Origin of the sequence: Micromonospora sp. NPDC052213 (assembly GCF_040679695.1) — a bacterium.
GTDB lineage: Bacteria > Actinomycetota > Actinomycetes > Mycobacteriales > Micromonosporaceae > Micromonospora.
Map to the genome: position 1 here is coordinate 1 of NZ_JBFAVI010000054.1, position 20,840 is coordinate 20,840.

Annotated in this window: 17 protein-coding genes and 1 pseudogene; 1 reads left to right on the forward strand and 17 read right to left on the reverse strand. The window is 72.4% G+C overall.

What is annotated here, in order from left to right; all coding sequences use genetic code 11:
- Positions 1 to 1,060 (forward strand): annotated as a pseudogene (locus AB0L34_RS15700) (hypothetical protein); the annotation flags it as partial.
- A 760-nt stretch (positions 1,061 to 1,820) separates the two neighbouring features.
- On the opposite strand, the gene AB0L34_RS15705 reads toward AB0L34_RS15700, so the two are convergent.
- The 17 genes from AB0L34_RS15705 to AB0L34_RS15785 all read right to left on the reverse strand — a co-directional run bounded on the left by AB0L34_RS15705 (position 1,821) and on the right by AB0L34_RS15785 (position 20,796).
- Positions 1,821 to 2,081, reverse strand: coding sequence for a transposase (locus tag AB0L34_RS15705; protein WP_363705185.1), 261 nt, complete (start codon positions 2,079 to 2,081; stop codon positions 1,821 to 1,823).
- Positions 2,078 to 2,494 (reverse strand): hypothetical protein, encoded by a 417-nt coding sequence (locus tag AB0L34_RS15710; RefSeq protein WP_363705186.1) that lies wholly within the window; start codon positions 2,492 to 2,494, stop codon positions 2,078 to 2,080. Before AB0L34_RS15710 ends, AB0L34_RS15705 begins: the two co-directional genes overlap by 4 nt.
- A gap of 162 nt (positions 2,495 to 2,656) precedes the next feature.
- On the reverse strand, positions 2,657 to 3,127 hold the full coding sequence (locus AB0L34_RS15715; RefSeq protein ID WP_363705187.1) for an SRPBCC family protein: 471 nt from the start codon (positions 3,125 to 3,127) through the stop codon (positions 2,657 to 2,659).
- A gap of 633 nt (positions 3,128 to 3,760) precedes the next feature.
- The gene (locus AB0L34_RS15720; RefSeq protein ID WP_363705188.1) at positions 3,761 to 4,204 is read right to left on the reverse strand and encodes a kinase; all 444 of its coding nucleotides are present in this window, start codon (positions 4,202 to 4,204) and stop codon (positions 3,761 to 3,763) included.
- Positions 4,205 to 4,223: 19 nt separating this feature from the next.
- Complete coding sequence (locus AB0L34_RS15725; RefSeq protein WP_363705209.1) at positions 4,224 to 4,937, reverse strand: hypothetical protein; 714 nt, start codon at positions 4,935 to 4,937, stop codon at positions 4,224 to 4,226.
- A 157-nt stretch (positions 4,938 to 5,094) separates the two neighbouring features.
- A complete protein-coding gene (locus AB0L34_RS15730) occupies positions 5,095 to 5,274 on the reverse strand; it encodes a hypothetical protein (protein ID WP_363705189.1) in 180 nt (59 codons plus the stop codon).
- 77 nt (positions 5,275 to 5,351) lie between these two features.
- On the reverse strand, positions 5,352 to 8,033 hold the full coding sequence (locus tag AB0L34_RS15735) for a TIGR02679 family protein (protein WP_363705190.1): 2,682 nt from the start codon (positions 8,031 to 8,033) through the stop codon (positions 5,352 to 5,354).
- The gene (locus AB0L34_RS15740) at positions 8,015 to 10,753 is read right to left on the reverse strand and encodes a TIGR02680 family protein (RefSeq protein ID WP_363705191.1); all 2,739 of its coding nucleotides are present in this window, start codon (positions 10,751 to 10,753) and stop codon (positions 8,015 to 8,017) included. The genes AB0L34_RS15735 and AB0L34_RS15740 overlap by 19 nt, the downstream gene beginning before the upstream one ends.
- Positions 10,750 to 11,997 (reverse strand): TIGR02678 family protein, encoded by a 1,248-nt coding sequence (locus AB0L34_RS15745; RefSeq protein WP_363705192.1) that lies wholly within the window; start codon positions 11,995 to 11,997, stop codon positions 10,750 to 10,752. The genes AB0L34_RS15740 and AB0L34_RS15745 overlap by 4 nt, the downstream gene beginning before the upstream one ends.
- Positions 11,994 to 13,589: a TIGR02677 family protein gene (locus AB0L34_RS15750; protein WP_363705193.1), complete on the reverse strand. Its 1,596-nt coding sequence runs from the start codon at positions 13,587 to 13,589 to the stop codon at positions 11,994 to 11,996. The genes AB0L34_RS15745 and AB0L34_RS15750 overlap by 4 nt, the downstream gene beginning before the upstream one ends.
- 119 nt (positions 13,590 to 13,708) lie before the next feature.
- Positions 13,709 to 13,996 (reverse strand): hypothetical protein, encoded by a 288-nt coding sequence (locus AB0L34_RS15755; RefSeq protein WP_363705194.1) that lies wholly within the window; start codon positions 13,994 to 13,996, stop codon positions 13,709 to 13,711.
- A 17-nt stretch (positions 13,997 to 14,013) separates the two neighbouring features.
- Positions 14,014 to 14,442 (reverse strand): DUF4190 domain-containing protein, encoded by a 429-nt coding sequence (locus tag AB0L34_RS15760; protein ID WP_363705195.1) that lies wholly within the window; start codon positions 14,440 to 14,442, stop codon positions 14,014 to 14,016.
- A complete protein-coding gene (locus AB0L34_RS15765; RefSeq protein WP_363705196.1) occupies positions 14,439 to 14,843 on the reverse strand; it encodes a hypothetical protein in 405 nt (134 codons plus the stop codon). Before AB0L34_RS15765 ends, AB0L34_RS15760 begins: the two co-directional genes overlap by 4 nt.
- Positions 14,840 to 17,323, reverse strand: a complete 2,484-nt coding sequence (locus AB0L34_RS15770) for an AAA family ATPase (protein WP_363705197.1) — start codon at positions 17,321 to 17,323, stop codon at positions 14,840 to 14,842. The genes AB0L34_RS15765 and AB0L34_RS15770 overlap by 4 nt, the downstream gene beginning before the upstream one ends.
- Before the next feature lie 198 nt (positions 17,324 to 17,521).
- Positions 17,522 to 18,337, reverse strand: a complete 816-nt coding sequence (locus AB0L34_RS15775) for an RNase H family protein (RefSeq protein ID WP_363705198.1) — start codon at positions 18,335 to 18,337, stop codon at positions 17,522 to 17,524.
- A gap of 9 nt (positions 18,338 to 18,346) precedes the next feature.
- Positions 18,347 to 18,961 (reverse strand): hypothetical protein, encoded by a 615-nt coding sequence (locus AB0L34_RS15780; protein WP_363705199.1) that lies wholly within the window; start codon positions 18,959 to 18,961, stop codon positions 18,347 to 18,349.
- Positions 18,962 to 19,035: 74 nt separating this feature from the next.
- Positions 19,036 to 20,796, reverse strand: coding sequence for a DUF6119 family protein (locus AB0L34_RS15785; protein ID WP_363705200.1), 1,761 nt, complete (start codon positions 20,794 to 20,796; stop codon positions 19,036 to 19,038).
- Positions 20,797 to 20,840 lie beyond the last annotated feature (44 nt).

Consider the following 20,840-nt stretch of genomic DNA (forward strand, 5'->3'; position numbering starts at 1 on the left):
CGTGTCCGCGCGTCCCGGGGCCGACCGGGTTCCGCCCCGGGCGCGCCGGTCGCCGTCGCCGCCGGCCGCGTCGTCGGCGCCCGCGGCCACCGCCCCGGCCACCCCGGGGCCAGCCACGACCGGAGCGTCACCGGCGGTCACTGAGGTCGGGCGGCCCCTGCTCGGGATCACCGGCGGTTGGCAGCTGTACGGCCGGGGGCCGGACGCGGTGATCCGGATCGAGTTCGCGCGGGGCCGGGTGAGCATCACCCCGGTGCGGGCGCTGCAGAGCACCGGCCCGGTCAGCTTCCTGCTCTCCCCGGACGGGGTGGTCATCCGTCCCGTCGACGCGGTGGAGGGCTATCGGGTGCCCGACGGCCGGCCATCGACGGAGACAACCAACGACCTTGACCGGTCCGGAACGATGCTGCCCGGGCCGGATCCGGAGTCGGTGTGGGTGTCCGACGGCGACGGCGTGCGGCCCAGGATGCTGCTGGCCCGGTTCGACGGCAGGGCCACCGGTGTGGAGATCGCCCTGCCTGCGGGGGTCAGCAGCTTCGCCCAGCCGGACGGGGCCGGTTATCCGGCGATCACCGCGACCGGCGGGGTCTACACCGTCCGTCCCGACGGGGTCCGCCGGATCACCACGGGCGACCTGGTGGCCGTCGGCCCGGGTCACTGGCTGGCCCGGGAGTGCGACGAGCGTCTGCGGTGCGCGGGCGTGCTGATCTCACACCCCGGCGGTGCCCGGCGGGCGGTCACGCTGCCGGCCGAGATCACCGCCTTCGACCGGGGGGCGATCTCCGGTGACGGTCGGATGGCCGCCCTGGTGGCCATGAACGCCACCGGCGCGCCCCGGGTCCATTTGTTGGATCTGCGCTCGGGTGTCGTTCGTGTGCTGGACCTGCCGGTGGAGGCCAGTCCGGGGTCCATGGTCTGGTCCCCGGACGGCAAGTGGCTGTTCGTCACCGGACTGGACGGGCAACTCGCCGCCGTCGACGCGGCGACCGGCCGGTCGCGGGATCTCGGCGTCCGGCTGCCGCAGGTGAGCCAACTCGTGGTCCGGCCCGCCGCCCGGTAGTCCGGTCGGTGTCCGAACCGGTCGGCGGGACAGGATACCGGCCCCCGCGCCTCGGCGGCGGGTCAGCGTCTTGTGACGGCTGCTGTGGCGAGTATCTCGTTCTGACCACACCCCATGGGCAGGTGCACCTCGCAAGAATTTCTGGTCGACGCTGAAGAGGTCCACAGACGTCCATGATCAGGAAAATCGACACCTAACAGCCGTTCCTGACCCGTGACGAACGTCAGTGAACGAGACGAGAATTGAGACGGCGCCGTCGGCTGCCCGAGGACGGCCGGAGGCCGCCCGCAGGGCGGACCCGCAAGCGCTGAAGTGCAAGCCGCATCGACCTCGAGCCATGTTCGTCGGTCGGCTGGGCTTTGCGGATCACTACAGCCCCAGCCGACCTCTTCGGTGTGAATGTCGATCTCGCCTGCCGTCGCGCTTGAGCCGGTGCCGTCTGACGTCGCCGCGTACGCCCCGTCCACCATGAGTGAGCGCTTTTCATCGTGGGTTTGGCTGGCCGGGCCGTGATGTAGGGCGAGGATGGCCTTGATGATCGCGGTGGCCCGTCGGGGGCAGCAGCGGAGCTTGGTCAGGATCTGACTCGAAAAGAAGCTGGCACGGTGGGGTGGTCAGTTGGGTGCTGGTCGGAGGTTGTCGCCTCCAGCGCGTGGAGTTCTGCGAGGAGACGGCGTCGGCGACGCTCGGCTTGCTGAGGGTTGGTGACCCAGTGGTCAGGGCCGAGGTCTTGGTAGTACCTGTCGTTGGTGAGCATGTGCTATGTGCTGATGATGATCTTGTGCATGACTGCGACGAGTGATCGTTTCTTGCCTCTTCGGCGGACAAGCCGTTGGTAGTAGGCGTTGAGGTAGGTGTTCCTCGTCCGGGCCGCGGCTGCGGCGGCGTCTCCGAGCGCTCCCTGCAGCCATCTGTTGCCATGAGTGGTCGGCGCGGGGTGTGTCGCGAGTCCGGACTGGTTGTTGCCCGGCGCCACCCCGGTCCAGCTTGCCAGCATGGCGGCAGAGGCGAAGCGAGTCATGTCCGCTCGGTTTCCGCGATGATGATCTGCGCGATGCGAGTGGACACTCCCGGGATCGTGATCAGGCGGTCGTGGTGGTGCTGAAAGGGCTGCAGCTCGGTTTCGATCTGCCGGTCGAAGGCGCGGATTTGGCCATCGATGAAGTCGATGTGTCGCAGGGCCTGGTCGGCGAGGAACACGTGATGATGGTTGAAGTTCCCGACCAGCGCTTCGCGCAGGTCCGCGATCTTTGCGCGGGCTTTGCCGATCGCCAGGTCGGCCAGCACCGCTGCGTCTCGTTCACCCGCAATCAGGGCCTCGATCATCGCCCGTGAGGACATGCTCAGCGTCTTGGCGAGTACCAGTGACGTCTTGATGCCGGCGTCTTCAAGGACCTTGTCCAGCCGGTTGAGTGCTCGGGCTCTCTCGCGCACGAGGTTGGTGCGTTGCCTGGTCAGGTCGCGTGGTCGCCGGATCGGTGGAGGTGGCACGTCGAGCCACCACGATCGTGCAGGCCATCCTGGTCCTGCACCGGGTCGAAGCCAATCGCTACGCAGGATGAAAGAGCTCCTTGAACCTCGCGCACGGTTCCATGGTCAGGGCAGGTCGGCTTGGTGGGAGAGGGTGCTGACAAGGTAGGCGTTCCGATCCTGGATCAGCCGGCGCATGTACCGCAGCAACAAGATCTTGGTGACTAGCCACCCAAGCACGCCGAACGGGGCGGCGAAGTCGATCACGTCACGCATGACGGTGGCCTCGCTAGCATCGTCCCAGGTGAAGGTGTGCTCGTGGTGCCAACGGCGGAATGGGCCTGTGACTTGCTCGTCGACGAACCGATGGGGGCGGTCGTATGCGCTGATCCTCGAGGTCATCCGCCAGCGGATACCGAAGTGTCGAGCGGCCCAGGTGACCGTGTCGTCGAGGGCCATTCGACCGGACCGGATGCCAGCCACCGCCTGCTCTCCGGCTGAGGACATGGAGGCGGTGTGCGCGTCGACATCCAAGGAGAGGTCGAAGACATGTTCCGTCGGCGCGCGGACCACCGTGGTGATGTCGATCAACGGCACATCGGCAAGCTACGTCACAACGACCAGTTCGGTGCTCGGGTGAGACCAGGGTCTCGCCGGTGCGCTCGGTCAGGCGCGGTCCATCGGTGGTACCAGTCCACTGACTGGCTGCGTTGCGGTCCTCGCCCGGCGGGGACAGGATGCAGCCGGGTCTGCCCCCGCCTATGCGCCTTGGGTCCACCGCCGACCCTGCATGTTCGAACGCGTCACTCATGTCGGGCGCCGCACTGCGCGCCGACGAGCTGCGCCCGGCCACCGCGCTGGGCGAGGATCGCAACGTCGCCGGTACCCGCCGGGTCGACAAGGCCACTTACGACGCTGCGCTCGGTCCCGGACCGGGCGAGGATCGCAACGACCACGTCCTCGAAAGGGCGAGAACGTGGCGATCGCTGCGCCCGGTCCCCGGACGGGCAGCGACCTTCTGTGAGGCCCTGGCTGCCGCGATGACCGGATCAAGGGGGCCACCGATGCTCTGGCGCACCCGTGCGTCGGTAGCCGTCTCGATCAGGGCGGGGTTCGTCGCCAGGGGCGGGCGGCCAGACCCGGACTTGCTCACCCGCCGAGGCGAGCCGCAGCCACTCGGGTGGCGCCCCATCTTGACCTTGGCCGCCCGGCTGTTCACCTATGGCCGGCTTACCCACCGGCGCCGCCGAGATCAGCTGTGGCGCTGCTCTTCTCGGCGCAGCGGGGGCAACGGGTTGGGCACGGAGTCAAAGCCTCGGCCTCGGCCAGGCCGCTGGCGCGCAGGATCGTCGTGACAGCTCCGTCGAAGCCGGTGGTCTCCGCCAGGACGTGTTCACCGTCGACACCGAGCAGGTCGCGGGACACATACCACTCGCGCATCTGGTCGGCGGTGACCGGAATCGGCTCCGCGCGGCTGAGGTGGCGGCGCACCGTCTCGTCGAACGACACGTCGAAGTAGAAGACGGTGCTCGGCCCGGAATGCTCGGCGATGAGCCGGCGCAGGATCGCGCCATGGCCGCGGTTGTCCAGGATGCCTTCCAGAATGACGTGATAGCCGGCATCGAGCGCGGCACGCGCGGTCGAAGCGATGAACGCCGGCGCCACCGGCTGCATCCGGTTGCCGCCGTGTTCTTTAGACCAGGAGACACTCCCGCATCCTCGCGCCCACATTGATCACGCCTACCGCCCGAGGGCCGGTCGGATCGTGCACGTCGAAGGTGTTGTTGCGGCGCATCCACTCACGAACCGGAGGTGGCAGCCGGGGCGGGTCGTCCATGGCTGCAAGGACCTGCCCAGCGCTCGAGATCAGTCTATCCGCCAGGGCAGCAGCGTCGGTGTCTATCCGCACCCGGCCGTACTCCCAGCCGGCGGTGGTGAGGTCGAGGACCTCGAACACGCGGGTCAGGAGCGGGTTCGGGTCGGTCACTTGATCGAGCCGGGGCGCCTGGCTGCCGACTACCGCGACGGCGGCGGCCACCTGCGCGTACGGGTGGAAGCCGCACGGCAACGTGAACAGTGGCCACCGCAGGGCTGAGCCGGCCTCCATCCACAGTGGCCGATAGTTCCGGCGGTGCACCACGAGCCGCCGGCCCGTCCGTCGGTGTATTTCGTTGGCCTGGGCCTGTAGGTCCGCGTGGGCCTCGTCGGCGACCTGGCTCACGATCCGGGCCGCCACCACCAAGCCGTCGTCGCCGTTCAACATTGCGGTGACCGCCTCGACCTGCTCGGAAAAACGGACCTCCGCGCGAGCGCCGTACCGGCACTGAACGTCCCGTAGCAGTGCCTGCTGCCGCCCCGGATCGAGCTGGACCCGCCCGCCGCCCAGTAACCGCCGGAGCCAACGCATTTCGCCTCGTTTCAGCAGAGCCGTCCCGGACTGCGGCAATGCTAGTACCTCAGACCTCCCTCGTATGGATGGGGTGGCTGCGGATGGGGTGGCTGAGCGATCTCTGGGAAATCCGCCGCCTCGGCCAGGGCAGACACGACGCACTCCTCACCGAGGATTACTCCCATGAAACCAGCTGCCTTTGCTGGTCAGCGAACTGCTCCTGCACCGGGTTCCACTGTTCGGCGTAGTAGATCGCGTCGAGGTGAGTCAGTGGTGAATTGAAGATCCGGGCCAGCTGCCGGGCGACGGTTGACCTGCCACTGCCGCCGCAGCCGACGATTGCGATCCTGTCCATGATCCCCCGGGCGAGACTCGTCGACGTCGTGCGGTTGCAGCCGTTTTGCAACGCCTACGGCCCCGACAGCGGCGACCTCAATGTCCCGTCGCCGCCGACAAATCGGTGATCAGCTTGTCGAGCACCAGTTCCTCCTCGACTCGGACCCCGGCCGCGAGCATCGCCGCAGCGAGTCGCGGATCCCAGGCCGCGTCGGTCGGCATGCCACTCAGCGACCCTCCGGTACTCGGCTGGGCGGTGCGGGCTGCGACCCCGGCCAGGTAGTCGGCGGTCCTGTAGCGCCACGGCTGCCAGGGCACCCTGCCGCGCAGCAGGTTGGCGATCCGCAGGCCACCCCAGTCGAAGTCGCCGTGATACCGCAGGCGGGCGCCGGACTGGACCAGGCTGGCCAGCAGCCGCAGCGCCGCGGTGCTGGGCTGGCCGCCGACGCAGACCAGCGGCGGGCACGCCGCACCGAGCTGGTCGGCCGCGGCGGCCAGCACCGTGGGGTTCTCGCAGACGTACACGGTCCGGGCGGCGAAACGGGGCTCTCCGCGAGCGAGCTGGCGCAGGGTCACGACGACCGGCTCCCCGAGCGCGGCGGCGGGCGCGACGAGGTCGTGCAGCCGGCATCCGGGGATCGTGGGCAGGTTGACGGCGAGTACGGTCCAGGAGAGACCGTCGAGGAACACCCCGGCGGCGTACCAGAGCATCCGGCGTTGCTCGGCGGCCGACTCGGGCAGCGGCGCGTCCTGCCACCAGGTGGCCCGGACGGCAGAGCGGGCCACTGTCTCCAGCGCCCGGCCGGCGTCGAGCGCGTGCGCGTCGCCGGTGGTGCGGGCCGCGATTCGGGCTAATGGTTCCCCGTCCGCAGGCAGCGTGGCGAGGACGGCAACCAGGTCGGCCACGAGCCGCGCCGCCGCCGGCGGCGTACCGGCCAGCCGCCGTAGCAGCGCGGCCGTGCCCGGGGCGGCGCACCATTCGGCCAGTTCGGCGCGCGCGCCGCCGAGCACGGCGAGCGGTGCGAGGGAGGTCTGCCAGGCGGCGGCCTCGGCGGCCCGCACCTCGGCGAGTACCGCGACGCCTCCGGTCAGCGCCTCGACCGCCCCGGCCAAGCCGTCGGGGTGCATTCCGCTGCGCCGGATGGTCCGATCCAGCTCGTCGAGGTTGATGGTCAGGGTGCTGCCGCGACCGGGCGGGCGGCCCAGGACCCGCTCCACCGCCCGCCGCTCGTCCGGGCTGGGCCCGTCCAGGCTCAGGGTGCCGGTCAGCGGCTGTCCCCGGGCGATGCGGCGGCGTAACCGCTGGAACAGCCGTTCGGTCTCCGCCCCGCCGAGCTGCCGGCGCAGCCGTTCCAGGTCGGTCACGGCCCGTCCCACAGGCCCGGGGTCGTCCCCGGCTCGGGATGATGCTCGTGCGGCTGTGGGTCCCGCTGCCGCGGCGCCGGCCGCTCCGGCGTGGGCAACAGGTGCCGTTCGCGTCCGTCCCAGCGCCACGGGGAGACCAACACCGCGTCGATGCCGTCGTGCCGAGCAAGGTGGGCGATCCCGAGGCCGGGCACCTGCGGATAACAGCCCCACTCCCGCTCGCTGGTCATCACCACGCCGAGGTCGAAAGTGGCCAGCAGGCTGAGGCACTTCGCCCGGGAGTCGTCGTCCACCCTTTGCGAAGGCCTCGTCCAGCGCGATCAGCCGCGGCGCGTACGGGTTGCCGGCCGAGCCGTAGTAGGACGATGCGGCGGCGAACAGCGGAACGCTCGCCGCGAGCACCCGCTCACCGCCGGACGCGGGCCCGGTCGCCGGGCGCCACTGCCCGTCCTGGTGCCGCTGGATCGTGAACTCGTGCCACGCCCGGTAGTCCAGCGCGCGGGTGAGCTGCTCCGACCAGGTCGCCGCGTCGTCGCGTAGCCGTTCCCGGTTGATCTGCTCCTGGAGGAAGGCGCCCACGGCGCGGCGGTCCTCGTCGTTCCAGACGTCCGTGCTCTGCCGCAACTGCTTGGCGCGCAGCTCGGCCAATCCGGCCGGGGCGTCGCGGGTCGGCCGCCACAGCAGCCGCAGCCGCATGCCGGTCGAGGTGGGCCGCACCTCCAGCTCCTCGTTCATCCCCGCGACCTGGCGCTCGGCGCCGACGATCAGTTCCTGGAGCGCCCCGGCGACCTCGTTGACCAGGTGCGTCTCCAGCACCTCCCGCTCGTGCGCGGAAAGCATCCGCTGCCGCTCGTCGATCTCGTCAACCAGCGCGGCGGCCAGGTCGGCGACGGTGCGGCTACGCCCCTGGAAGCTGACCTCGACGACCATCGTCTCCTCACGGATGGTCGTCACCACCTGGTGACCCTGCCGCAAGAGGCCGTCGGTCAGCGCCTTCACATCCATACTGACCTGCTGCTGCAGCCGATCCCAACGGCGGTCGTCGTCGTCGGTGTCGGCCAGTTCCCGCTCGACGGCCCGGGCCAGCGCCACCGCTGGGGTCGCCGCCCACGACTGCGCCACGTCCGGCACCTCGAGGTCGGGGCAGGCCAGGTCGACCAGGCCGGTGCCGGCGAAGGCGCGTAGCCCCTCGACGGCGGCGTCCCGGTCCCCGGTCGCCGCGTGCAGCTCCTGTTGCAGCCGGCTGCGCCGCCCGCCGGCGTCACCCCGGGCGTCCCGGGCCGCTGCCTCCTGCCCGCGGGCCTCCTCACGGTCGCGGTCGCAGCCGTCCAGCAGGCTGGTCGCCTCGGCGATGCGGCGCTGCAGGTCCGCCACGGACGCGCCGGCGGTGGCGTTCAGCGTCTCGAACTCCACTCGGCCGCCCGCGCCGCGTCCCGCGCCTCGGCCGCCTCGGCCGCTGCCGGCGCCAGCCGCTCCAGCTGTTCGGAGTGCAGCTGGGCCGCCTCGTCCCGGCGGATGCGCGCCGCACGCACGCCCATTACGGTCGGCCACCAGGCGGCCAGGGCCACCCGGTACGACTGCAGCCCGTCCCGCACCGCGGCCAGCTCCTCGACGTCGTACGGCAGGTCGACGTCGTCGGCGAACTCGGTCGCCTCGGCCAGCGCGGCCGCTGCCTCGGCGAGCCGCCGCCCGAGCGCTGCATCCGCCTCGTCGTGCCGGCCGACGATGTCGCGGCGGGCCTCGTACGCGCCGCGTACCTGGGTGTGGGCCTCCCGCAGCGGCTGGTCCGACGGCAGCGCCCGCGCCTCGGCGACGACCCGCTCCCGCCGCTGGCGCAGCTCGCCGCGCTGGCCCGCGACGGCCGCGAGCCGCGCCGACAGCTCCTCGGCTTCCCGCCGCAGCTGGGTGATCCGCGCCCGGCGGGACGCCTCCCGGGCGCTGTCGCCGATGTGCTCCGCCGCCGGCTTGGCCCACCGTCCGGCGAGGACCCCGTTGCCGAACGCGCCGGTCACGTCGACCCAGGTCGCCGCTGCGCCGGCGCCGAGGCCGATCGTGGCGAGCACACCGGTGACGGCTTCGTCCGACAGCGCCGCGCAGGCCGGGTCCGCCCGGTCGACCGCCGGGCGGAGCAGCTTGGCCAGGTTCGCCGTCACCGCCCCGCCGGGCCGCAGCACGGTGTCCCCGCTGAGCGGGTCGCGCAGCGCCCCGTCGGGGTCGAGCCACGCGTCGAGAATGCCGGCCGCCTCCAGGGCTGCCTCGATGCCGGCCCGCTGCGACGCCGGCACCTGCGGGGCGAAGTTCACCACCCGCCACAGCGGCGCGCCCGGCCGGTCCCGGCGTGCCTCGTCGGCGCGTGTGTGCGGTGCGGGCGGCGGCTGATGCGTTCCCGCCTCCAGCCGGCGTAGCTCCGCCTCGGCCCGTTGTAGACCGTCGCGGACCTCGCGTTCCTCGGCCTCCAATGCGGCGTCGGCGCGGGCGAGGGCCTCTGTCGCGGCTGTGGCGGCGCGCGTCGTCTCCCGCGCCGCCGGGTTCTCTCCGGCCAGCGTGCCGACCCACTGCTCCAGTTCCGCGAGGACGCCGTCGAGGTCACCGACCGGCAGTTCGACCACGCCACCGAGGTGCTCCCGGGTCCGCCGGACCAGCAGCTCACCCGCTTCGGTCGCGGCCGACTCGGCCTCCGCGATCCGCAGGTCCGCGGCGGCCATCTCGGCGTCGAGCCGGTTCACCTCCTCGCGGGCCCGGTCCGCCCGACCCCGGGCCGCGTCGGCGGCGTCGCGGAGCCGGTCCAGCGTCCGCAGCGAACTCGACCGTGAGGCGACCAGTTCGTCCGCGGCGCGGGTCGCCTCGGCCAGCCCGACCGGCAGCGCGGCCACCACCCGCGCCGCGTGCCGGTCGGCCAGTCGCGCCGCTGCGGCGTCCCGCTCGACCTGTGCGCGGGCCGCGTCCTCGGCGTCCTGCGCCTGCTGCAGCTCCCGGGCCGTGTCCTCCACGGCCCGGCCGGTGCGGGCCACGTCGGCCTCCAGGTCGCGCAGGCGCCCCTCCTGTCGGGCGGCGAACTGGTCCCGCTCGTCGGCGATGCCCCGCAGCCGGCGCAGATGCTCGGCGGTACGCGCCTCCGGGCTGTCCCGCAGCGCCTGCAGCCGCGTGGTCAGCTCCCCGGACTGCTCCGTCAGCCCGTCGATGCGCGCCAACGCCCGGGTCAGGTCGGCGTCGGCCTGCTCGTAGGCCCGCTGCGCCTCGGCGAGTTCCCTGCCGAGCTGTTCGTAGCGGCTGTGCTGCTGGCGTAGCAGCCCGGCCCGGCGGCGCGTCGCGACCCGCGCGTACTGCCGGTAGCGGGTGAGGAAGTCGTCGGCGGCCCGCTTCGTCTCGGCCAGCTCCCGCAGCGTCATCCGCTCGTCGTCCAGGCTGCGGAACGCCTCCGCGACCTGGGTGACCAGGTTCTCGTCCAGCGGCGGCAGCGCGTCGGTGAGCGCCCGGGACAGGCTCTTCTCGTCCGGCCGTTTCGACAGCTGCGGCTGGCGCAGCCGGATCAGCAAAGAGACCAACGCGTCGTACCGGCTGCCGAGCCCGAACAGCGCCTCGTCCACGGCCCGCCGGTAGTCCGCCGCCCGGTCGTAGACCATTCCGGCGGGCCCGACCGCGTCGCGCAGCCGCTCCCGGGTCAACGTCGTGCCGGTCGCACCCACCAGCGTCAGGTCGACGCCGACCCGCTGGCTGGTGACGAAGAACCAGTGCCGGGCGATGCCCCGCCCGGCGACCGCCTTCAGCCCGCACCCGATGGTGAGAAAACGGTCCCCGTCGCGGTCACGGCGGCCGAACTCCAACCAGGTGTAGCCGAGCCGCTCCTGGCGCGGATACCTGCCGCCGAGCAGCAGGTTCCACTCCATCCGCTTGTGCGGATCACCGTCAGGCTCCACCCGGTACGGCGCCAGGTCCCCGTCGAGCAGGAACGGCAGCATCAGCGCCAGCACCTTCGACTTGCCGGTGCCGTTGTTGCCCCGCAGCAGCAGGCTCCCGCCGTGGAAGTGGAACTCCTCCTGGTCGTAGTAGAAGATGTCGACCAGCCCGGCGCGCAACGGCTGCCAGCGTTCCTTCGCCGGGAGCGGCAGCTGGTCGGCCAGCGGTACGGTCATCGCGCAGTTTCCCTCGATCGTTCGGACTTGTCGGTGCCCACCGGTCGGGCGGCCGGCTCGCGGATCGTCGGCGCGGCCAGGGCATATCGGGCGATCGCCGGTCGGGGCAGCACGAGCGGGTCTGCGCCCGGCTCGACCCGGATCAGCTTCAGCGCGCGCAGCGCCTCCAGCGCCGTGGCCACGAGGTCCACCTCGGCGCCCGGGTCGGTGGCGTGCTTACGCCAGTACGACCGGTGCTCGACGGCGAGCTCCCGGGTGCGCCGGTGCAGCTCGCTGACCCGTACCCCGCCGTCACCGGCGGCGATGTGCTCCGCCAACAGCAGGGTCAGGTGACTCTGCATCCCCTCGGCCGGCATCCGCACGTCGGTGAGCTCGTCCTCGGGATCGACCATCGCGATCCCCTCCGCGCGCACCTCGGCGACCAAGCCGGTGAACTGGGTGATCCGGGTCAGCAACGCGTGCCGCTGGCTGGTCAGGTAGGCGCGCTCAGCCTCGGAGAGCTCGTCGTGGTAGACCACCGGCTGCTCCAGCAGCAGCCGGGTCAGCCGGTGCCGCAGCGCCCGGTTCCGGGCGTCGTCCACATCCGGTACGACCTCCAGCGTCAACGCCGCGAGCCGGCCCGGCCCCGTCGACTCGTCGATCATCGACGGCCCCCGGGACGCGGCGAGCAGGCCGGCGATCACATGCCGGTCCACGTCGTACAGGACGTCTCCGCCGGCACCCAGGTACGCCTCCTCATCTCCGGCCACCCGGCGCAGCACCCCCCAGTGCAGCAGCAACCGGACCACGGCCACCATGTCGGCCCGCCGCTCCCGCCGGTCCAGCGCGAACGAGAACCCGGCCGCCGCCAGCGCCGGCTCGGCGGCCCCCGTCACCACCTCCTCGGCCAGCCGGCCCAACGTGATCTGCCCGTCGGCACGCTCCAAGGCCGCCAGCGCCAGGCAGGTCAGCACGTACCGCTGCCGGGAGAACGGGGTCCGCGACCGCGGATCCCGCGCCGGATGCGTGCCGTCGTGCGGGTCGGCGGTCAGCTTCACCAGCCGTACCGTGTGGGCGTCGGCCACCACCTGCCAGCCGGTCTCCCGGTCGAACCACTCCCGCAGCTCCGCCGCGTACGCCCGGACCAGCCGGTAGGTCTCCGCGTCGGTGAGCCCGGCCACCAGCAGCGGGCGGGCCAGCAGCAGCCGCGCGGCCCTGCGTCGCCGCGCCTCCGGGACGTCGTCGGCGACGGCGCGCCCCCTCACCGGGCCGCCCCAACAAGGTCGATGATCTCGATGAGATGCTCCGGCCCGGTGAGCACCCCGTCCTCGGTGACGACCCGCACCGGCGGGGCCGCGTCGACCCGCCGCAGCCGGACCACCATCGTGCCGTCCGACGTCGTGGTGGTCACCTCCGACTGGCCCGGCCGGCGGGTGGCCAGGGCGTCACCGAGCAGCTGGAGGAACAGCCGGAACTCGGCGGAGTCCAGCTCCGCCAGCTCGGAGAGGCGGATCGGGCCCGGGGTGGCCAGCGCGGCCCGGGCGCGGGCGGTCTGTTCCGCCTCCCGGCGCACCCGCTCGGCGAGCACGCGGCGCTGCTCCGACCGGTCGATCACCCGGTTCGGCGCGCCCCGCCGCTCGTAGGAGCCGGTACGGCGCAACCGAGGGCTGATCTCCAGGCGGGGCGCGCGCGCCCACGGCGTGGCCGCCGGCACGGGCCGCTCCTCGGTGGCGGCGAGAGTCTCGGCGGTGGTGGTGAGGTGCCGGGCGGGGGAGAACCCGAACGCGGTGTGCCAAAGCCGGTGCGCCGCCTCGTCGTCCGGCGCCTCGGCGAACCAGAGGGCGAGCCGGCGGAAGTCCGCCGAACGGTCCGACCGCCCGGCCCGCCGCTCGTTGATCGCGGCAACCGTACTCAGCAACTGCCGGATTCCGCCGATCGCCGCCGTACGCAGCAGCCGCGCCTGGGCAGGGCGGCTGCTGTCGCCGCTGACGAACCAGTCGCGTAGCCCCGCCCAGCGCAGGCGCCAGGTGTCCAGGGCCTGCCGCATGGCGGCGTCGTGCCCGCCCCAGGCGTCCCGGTCCAGGCCATCCTGCGCGTCTGCGCCACCGTGCTCCTCGGTGGGAGCGGTGTCGGCGGCCTCGCGGCGCGCCGCCACCTCCAGCAGCGGCGTCACGCCGACCGCCTCGATCTGGCGGGTGAGCGCCGCGATCTCGGCGCCCCGGTTGGCCAGGTCGGCGATGAACCGCTCCAGGTAGGCGATCAACTGCTCCTTGTACGCCAGGAACGCCGCGACGTCGGCGTCGGAGAAGTCGATCGTCCGGCGCAGCGACGCCATGAAGGCCTGCGCGTTGTCGGCCAGGCCGGTGAACCGGTCGACGAGGCTCAGCAACAGCAGGTGCGTCTTCGCCGCGTCCGGCGGCTCGCCAGCCGCCGCCGCTTCGGCGACGGCCAGCAGCCCGCGCAGCTGCTCCGCGATGTCGGACAGGGCCACCGACTGCAGGGCGCCCCGCCGCCCGATCGCCTCCTCGTACCTGGCGATCGCCTCCTCCGCCGCGTGCCCCTCCCGGGTGAGCTGGTAGAGGTAGCGGGCCCGGTGGAAGTCCTCAACCGTTGTCACCCGGCCGGTGTCGGGGTCGGCGCGCAGATTTCCCCACTCGGCGAGCTGATCCAGGGCGGCGCGAACGGTTTCCAGCGACGGCCCCGCCCCGATGTCGATCAGGACGTCCTCGGGCCGCAGGTGCACGGTGAAGCGCTGCTTCGCCGCAACGAATGCGTCCAGGATCTGCCGATACAGCGCCGAGTTCTGCGCCTGGAGATGGGCGAACGGTTGCGCCGGAGAACCGGTCCCGAGAGGCATGGCGTTCATCCTCGCATCGTCGGACGTGATCTTCCGTGCTGGGACTCACCGTGCGTGCTCGCCTCAACGCCCAGCGGAACAAGACGTGGGCGGCGGAGCCCGCCAGCGAGCCGCTTAACCTACGACGGCCGCAGGTCGCGGCCGGCCGCACGCAAATGGACAACCAGCGTGTCCACGGGAATGCCCAGCACACTCGCGAGCAACGTCAGCGGATCCGGGTGGCCCTTGCCCATGAGGTCCTCATAGATGGCAAGCAGCCCGCGCAGGCGGGCATCGGCATCCTCGGGCCGGGGCGAAAGTTCGGCGATCCGCCCTTCCACGTACCGACGCGCCATGATCTGGAACGCGTTCACGCCGAGCGTCACGTCGTCGTCCGGCTCCGGGTGGCGGTTCTGGTCGGTCGGCATGGCGGTCCGTCCTTTCCTCAGGGGGTGGGGGTGGTCGAGGGGGTGGCCGCGCCGATCAGCCCGCCGAAGAAGACCATGACCGTGAGCAGGATCATCGGGGCGACGAAGACGTAGCCGAGGACCAGGCCCGCGACGGCCATGCCTCGTCCCGACTTCGCGTTGTTGCGGGTCTCATGCAGGCCGACGTGGCCAAGAATGACGGCGAGCAGGCACGGCAACCCGAACAGGCACCACCCGCCCAGGACGCCGAGGATTCCCAGCACCATCGACGCGGTCGCCGTCCCTGACGTGAGCGGCGGCCGCACGGCCTGGGGATAGCTGCCGGGCTGATAGGGCACGGCGGAGACCGGCGGATACGCGCCGGACACCGGCGGGTACGGTCCCGGGACGCCGAGGACCGGCGGCTGTGGGCGGGTGGAGTCGTCGCCGGGCTGCGGGTACGTCATCGTTCGGGTTCCGTTTCTCCGTCGAGCCGGGCGAGCAGGGCGCTCACCTCGGTGTGCAGGCGACGCAGCTCAGCGGCCGTCGGCGCCAGCTCGTAGCAGTGGTGGTGGGCGGCAGCCGACAGGGTCGCCCAGGCGAACGCGACTCGGCGGGCGACGCCGACGCCCGGCCCGAGCCGCCCGCGCAGCATCAGCTGCTTCGCCCGGCCCTGCCGGCATTGCGCCACCGTCGGCCTGGTCCGCTGCCAGTAGGCGTCGATGCCGCCTTCGAGGGCGAGCCGGATCAGGCAGGCGCACGCGCGAGGCCACCAGCCGGCGGTGACCGCGGCCCCGCCGAGCGTGCCCGCGCCGCGCAGCAACTCCTCGGCCGCCGCCAGGCAGCACTGCGGCGTCGGCGCGGTCACCGCAGCGCCTCCGCCAGCAGGCGGGCGTCCGCGACCAAGCCTGGCAGGTCCGCCAGGTACGCCCCGTGCACCCCTTCCTTGCACGCCTTGTACGTGGCCACCGCCCGCGGCCCGTGCCGGCGGCTCAGATATCCGAGCACGTCCCCGCCACGGTCGGCGTCGTCGAACAGCGCCAACCCGACCGTGGTGGCCAGCCGCCGCGACGCGTCCACGATGGCCGCCTCGATGTCGTCGTGCCGCACCCCGCGCGCCACCCTTTGCCGCCACACGACCCGGTGGCAAGCCGCCTCCACCGCCGAGCGGCACAGCTCCGCCACCACCGGACCCCGCACCTCGGCAGCAATCTCCTCGTTGCGTGCCAGGGCGTACGCGTCGTCCAAGTAGCGGCTCACCGGGTCGGAGCCGGGCCGCAGCGTCACCACCGACCGTTCCGCGCGGGTCACCTCGACGATGCGGGCCTTGCCCAGGTCGAGCCGGCGGACCGCGTCGGGCAGGCGGGTGTCGTGGGTGAAGACCACCACCTGCCGCTGCTCGGCCAGCTCGGCGAGCACCCGGGCCAGCCCGTCGACCTTGGCCGGGTCCATGCTCTGCACCGGGTCGTCGACGACGATGAACCGGAACGGGCTCTCCGGCGCGCAGCCGCGCGGCAGGAACGTCGCCAACCCCAGGGCGTGCATCTCGCCCTGGCTCATCACCCCGAGGGCGGTGCCGTTGTCGGCGCCGTCCACGCTGACCGGGAACACCACCCGCCGCCGCGTGTTCGCCCCTTCGAGGGTCATCGCGCCCAGCTCGACGTTGCTTTCCTGCCGCAGCTGCGCCCAGATCCGCTGCGAGTGCTCCGCGAACGGCGCCACCCGCTCGTTGCGCAACTGCACCGCGGTGGCCTTCAGCCAGGCCCGCGCCGCCTTCAGCCGGGCCAGCGTCGCCTCCCGCTCGGGCAGGTTGGCCGCGGCGTCGACCCAGTGGCGCAGGTCGGCCGCCGCCCGCTGCCAACCGGTGTCGCGCTGCCGCAGGATCTCCTCGGCGTACGCGCGGGCCGCGTCCGCCGCCGTCACGACGGCCGGGTACCGCGCGGCGAGGTGCGCCGCCAGTTGCGCCGGCTCCCTGGGTACGCGCCGCAGCGCCGCCACGGCCTCGCGCAGCGCGTCCAGCGGCACCTCGCCGGCGTCGCCCTCCGGCACGGCCAGAGCCTCGATCAGGTGGTGCGCCTGCCGCAGCAGCGCGGTCAGCCGCGCCGACGCCGACTGGGCGGCGAGACTGCGGTCCCGCAGCCGGGCCAGCGACGCCGCGGCGGCGGTGCGCCAGTCTCCGTCGAGAGCGCCGTCGGCGCAGACCGGGCACGGGCCGTCGCCGGTGTCGTCGTGGTGCTCGATGGCGAGGCGGAGCAGCTCCGCGGTGCGCAGCGCCGCCCGGGACCGGCCGCCGTCGTGCCGAAGTGCCTCGACGGCAGCCTCACGCAACTGTTCCGCCAGCCGCGTCACCTCCTGCCTCGGTGGCACGGTCAGCTCGACCAGGCGTTGGCACCACCGCACCGGCCCGTCGGCAACGGCCTCGTCCGGTTCGTCGAGGATCGCGGTCAGCGCCGCCAGGTCGACGCGGCTGCGCCCCTTCAGCAGCGCGGCGGCCCGCCGGGCCCGGTCGTCGGCGACGCCGGTCAGGCCCTCGGCGAGCGCGGCGCGTCGGGCGCGTACGTCCTTGATGGACGCGTCGACGGGCCGGGCGGCGGCCATCAGCCGCTGGTCGGCCTCGGTGATCGCCTCCAGGCCGAGGATCGCGGAGATCGCGTCGAAGAGTTGACTCTGCGTGCCGGCGGTGAGCCGACCCAGCTCGGCGGCGGTGAGGAACGGCCGGTACAGCTCCAGCGGGCGGGCCAACCCCAGCTCCGTCAGGTCGGCGTGCCGCCTGGCATCGCTGGTGACGGTGACCTCCGCGTCGGCCAGCGCTGCGCCGAGGGGCCACGACCGGGTCACCGTCACCGGCTTCGCCACCCCGTCGATGCGCAGCTGCGCCACGATCCAGCACGGGTCGGGGGAGTGCAGGTTGCGCCACCCCGTACGCCAGACGCTGTTGCGGTCGGCCCAACGGGCGCTGTCGCCGGTCAGCGCCAGCTCGACGGCCTCGGCGAAGCTCGACTTGCCGGAGCCGTTGCGGCCGACCACCAGAGTGAGCCCGGGCCCGGGTTCGATCTGGAGGGTGCGTTCCGGGCCGACGCCGCGGAACCCGGCGACGGTGATCGACGAGAGCCAGATCGGCCCGGGCGCGCCGTCGCCGGCCTGGGCGGCCGGGCCGAGGGTGGTCCGTTCGCCGGCGAGGGCGACGGCCAGGTCGGCCTCGCCGCTGAGTGCGGCGAGCACGACCTCGGCGGTGTCGTCCGGTACGCCGTCGGCGGCCAGCCGATCGAAGATCAGCTCGGCCAGCGGTTCGGTGCGGCGGGTAGGTAGGGCCCGTGTCGCGGAAGAGTGTTGACGGGGGAGCGGCATGGTCGTCTCCGGGCGCGTGGTCTTCGCGGACCGGCACGAGGCGCTGGCCCGCACGGGGTGAGCGGTGGGGGAAGGTTGTCGGTCAGATGTCCAGGCCCGGACCGGCCCAGGGATGGACCCTGACGGCGGTGGAAGATGGTGGTGCCGAAATTGATGGCACCATGACCGCCTACCAGGGTGAGCAGGCTGCTTGTGCGGTCAGCGCGCGACGCTCGTGTGCCAGTCGCGCAGGAAGGCGTCGACGAGGGCGTGCGCCCGGGGGCGTACGTCGAAGGACTCGCCGAGCCGTCGGCGCGCCATGTGGGACAGGCCGTCGGCGGCCTCGTTGAGGGCGTGGCCGCTGTGCCCCTTCACGTGGGCGAAGGACAGATCCGGCCGCCGACCCACCAGTTCGGCGAGGCGCACCAGCGTCGGCTGGTCGGCCCAGCGGCGCGGCCGGAGGCTGTAGCCGGCCGGCATGGCGTCGGTCTCGCCGCCCTGCCAGCGGTGCAGATAGCGCATGGCGGCCAGGCTGTCCAGCAGCACGGTCATGCCGGCCGGCGCCTCGTCGTACGCGGACAGCAGGAAGTCGACCGCCCGCAGCTCGTTGATCAGGACGCGCGAGGCGCCCGTCGGGTCCAGCCGGCCGGTGCCCCGACCGCGCAGGCCGTAGTGGCCGTCGCTGACGACGTACCCGATGCCGCCGGCACGTCCCTTCCAGCTCGCGTCGGTCGCGGCGACCACGGCCGCGGACGTCCCCGCCCAGCGGCCGACCCGGCCGCGACCACGCTCGAAGCTCGGCTGCGGGCGGTGGACCTCGTGCCGGGCGGCCTGCTGCTCCGCCGTGTCGAGCAGTTGTCGGGCCGAGCCGAGTTCGTCGTAGTGGGCGGCGGTGAGGGCCAGCCGCACGGCGTCACCGATCCGCTGGCAGTCCTCGCAGCGGGTGACGCGGGCGTAGGAGCGCAACGCGACGGCGCGGTCGTGCAGGGGGTCGGGCAGCAGGTCCAGGGCGCGCAGGAACTCATCGGGACGCACGTCGCCTCCCTAGAGCTCGGAGACGTCGGTGACGACGGCGGTCAGCTTGTCGCCGGAACGCTTCGTGCCGGCCATCTCCTCCTGCTGCACCGACGCGGAGTCGCCCGACACCTCGAAGGTGTTGATGATCGGGTCTTCGGCGCCCTTGACCTGGTACGTCACCTCGTACGTCTTGGACGGGTCCAGGTCGACGTCGCCGGTGTACGTCACGTCGATCCGGTAGGTGATGTTGCAGCCGGCGCTGCCGAAGCACTGCTTCTTCAGAATCTTGACCTTGAGCTTGAAGTCGCTTTTTGTCGGCGTGCCGTAGGCGGGTGCGGGCGGCGCGGTCGTGGCGGGCGCGGTCGGGGCCGCGGCGGTGGTCGGAGCGGACGTGGCGGAGTGCGCCTGCGGTGCGGCGGGAGTGGCGGTCTTGTCGGCGACCGGCTCGTCACCGCTGGTCGTGGCCAGCAGCGCGCTGCAGCCACCGAAGCAGAGCAGCAGGACCAGCACGGCGACGCCGGCGATGATCCATCGGACCTGGGGCTTCTTCCGCGGGGCCGGCTGCAGGTCGGCGGTGTCCGCCGTCTCCGGGTGGGTCTGGGGCCCGGAGTGCGGTTCCGGCTGGGCCTGGGGTGCGGTCATGGTTCTCTCCTCGTCGAGGCGGTGGTGGGCCGGCTGCGCCAGCGGGACGCTGTGGAGCTGATGTCGTAGACGGATCAGGCGGATGGGATGCCGACGACCTCGACCTCGACACCCTCGTTCCGCAGCGTCTTCATCGCCTGATAGAGCGCGACCTGGGCGAAGGTGAAGAGCGAGCCGACGGTGACCGCACGGCCGGCGTCGAGCGAGATGGCGTAGACGACCTTGGTGGGGCGGAAGTCCGGGCTCAGATCACGCCCGTTCGGCTGTCGCCGCACGACGTCGAGGAACCTGGCGCGCGCGTCTTCCTGATAGCGCAGCGCCTCGTAGGAGACGATGCCCTGAGCGAAGAGGTGGCTCAGCGGGGCGCTGCTCTTCGCACGCTTGACGTGAATCAGTTCGCCGGATGGGCCGAGCAGGTCGCACGCCTCGATGCCGCGCCGGTGTTGGGCCGTCCGGAGCAGTTTCTTGTCCAGCAGCACCAGCCTCGGGTCACGGCGGGCTGCGGCCCGGTTGTAGGCGTCCTCGTCCTTGAGGTCCCTGGTCCAGGGCGGCAATGCGACGTCGGAGGGCCGGGCCAGGATCTCGGCGATCTCCCGGCGCAGGAAGTCTCGGTGCCGGTCGCCGATCTCATACCAGTCGCCCTCGTGGAGCAGCAGGTGACTGGTGCCGACGGTCACCTCTGCCGTGATCCAGTGGTACGCCCGGGTCCTCACCATCGCCTCGGTACCGAGAGCGTCGGCGTAGAGCGTGACGCTTCCGTTGCGCAGTCCGCTCCACCGGTCGCCGTCCAGCGCGCCGTTGGTGTGGGCGAGGATGGCCGGCAGGTCCAGCTCGTCGGTCAAGGTCGGGGCCAGACCGGACTTCGGAACCTGGATCACGTACGACGCGGCGTGTTCGATGTCGCCGATCAGGTTGCCGGGCACCGCCACGCCGAGGGCAGGCGGATCGACGAGCGCCAACCGCTCGTCCAGGGCGCCGATGAGGTCCGGCATGCGCGCGTCCGATGGCGGCACCGGTCGGATCTGCGTGATGAACTCAAGGTCGGCCAGGGGCGACTCCTCCTGGCAGACTCGCTCGATCTCCCGCAGGTCCGCGAGGAGCCCGGCGGGCTCGACACAGACGTGGATGTGCAGGGCGTCGCCACCGTCGATCCGGGCGGGCTTGCCGCTGCGCCGGCAGACAGTCAGCCGCGGATTGTCCGTGTAGCCGCAAACCTGGCCGACGATCTCGCCCCACTTGTCGATGCCGTACTTCCAGATGGGCTGGCCGGCGGGGACGAAGCTTCGGTCCACCCGCCCGCTGGCACCTACGACCCGTCGGCGGACCTGCCGGATGTCGCTCGGCACCAGCGCTCGTACGGCGAAGGACACGCCGAACGTCCGGTCGATCACCTCCTGCTCGACCATGTGACGACCGAGGGTCCCGTAGGTCAGCGCGTACGCACGGTCGTCGACGGCCAGCAGCAGCGCCCCGCCACCGCTGCTGTAGCCGAGTTCGACCTCCCTGCCGGTCAGCCCGGCGAGGATGTCGCACCACTCGGCGCGCAGGCGGGGCACCGTGCCGTGCACCAGCAGCGCGGGTGCGCCGGCGACCTGTCGCGGCGACGGCTCGAAGCCGTTCTCGGTCAGGTAGCGAACGTTGAGTGCCTCCTGCAGGCCCTCGGGGGTGGCCGAAACTCGAAGGCGGTAGATGGTGGTGGGGTAGGTGCCGGGCGGGCCGGGTGGGGCGGGGGCGTCGAACAGGGTGGGCTGCTCAGGGCCGGGCCGGCGGGGGTCCTTCCGGCCTTTGGGGCGGGTGATGGAGCCGGACGAGATTCGGCTCGTCGCACTGCGCATCTCAATCTCCTCGCGTAGAGACCTGTGCTGGCAGTTGGCGGGGA

Bases quoted from the DNA above. Each gene is read 5' to 3' on its own strand.
- AB0L34_RS15705 (WP_363705185.1), bottom strand. From the start codon at position 2,081: ATGACTCGCTTCGCCTCTGCCGCCATGCTGGCAAGCTGGACCGGGGTG.
- AB0L34_RS15720 (WP_363705188.1), bottom strand. From the start codon at position 4,204: ATGCAGCCGGTGGCGCCGGCGTTCATCGCTTCGACCGCGCGTGCCGCG.
- AB0L34_RS15725 (WP_363705209.1), bottom strand. From the start codon at position 4,937: ATGCGTTGGCTCCGGCGGTTACTGGGCGGCGGGCGGGTCCAGCTCGAT.
- AB0L34_RS15730 (WP_363705189.1), bottom strand. From the start codon at position 5,274: ATGGACAGGATCGCAATCGTCGGCTGCGGCGGCAGTGGCAGGTCAACC.
- AB0L34_RS15740 (WP_363705191.1), bottom strand. From the start codon at position 10,753: ATGACCGTACCGCTGGCCGACCAGCTGCCGCTCCCGGCGAAGGAACGC.
- AB0L34_RS15750 (WP_363705193.1), bottom strand. From the start codon at position 13,589: ATGCCTCTCGGGACCGGTTCTCCGGCGCAACCGTTCGCCCATCTCCAG.
- AB0L34_RS15755 (WP_363705194.1), bottom strand. From the start codon at position 13,996: ATGCCGACCGACCAGAACCGCCACCCGGAGCCGGACGACGACGTGACG.
- AB0L34_RS15760 (WP_363705195.1), bottom strand. From the start codon at position 14,442: ATGACGTACCCGCAGCCCGGCGACGACTCCACCCGCCCACAGCCGCCG.
- AB0L34_RS15770 (WP_363705197.1), bottom strand. From the start codon at position 17,323: ATGCCGCTCCCCCGTCAACACTCTTCCGCGACACGGGCCCTACCTACC.
- AB0L34_RS15780 (WP_363705199.1), bottom strand. From the start codon at position 18,961: ATGACCGCACCCCAGGCCCAGCCGGAACCGCACTCCGGGCCCCAGACC.
- AB0L34_RS15785 (WP_363705200.1), bottom strand. From the start codon at position 20,796: ATGCGCAGTGCGACGAGCCGAATCTCGTCCGGCTCCATCACCCGCCCC.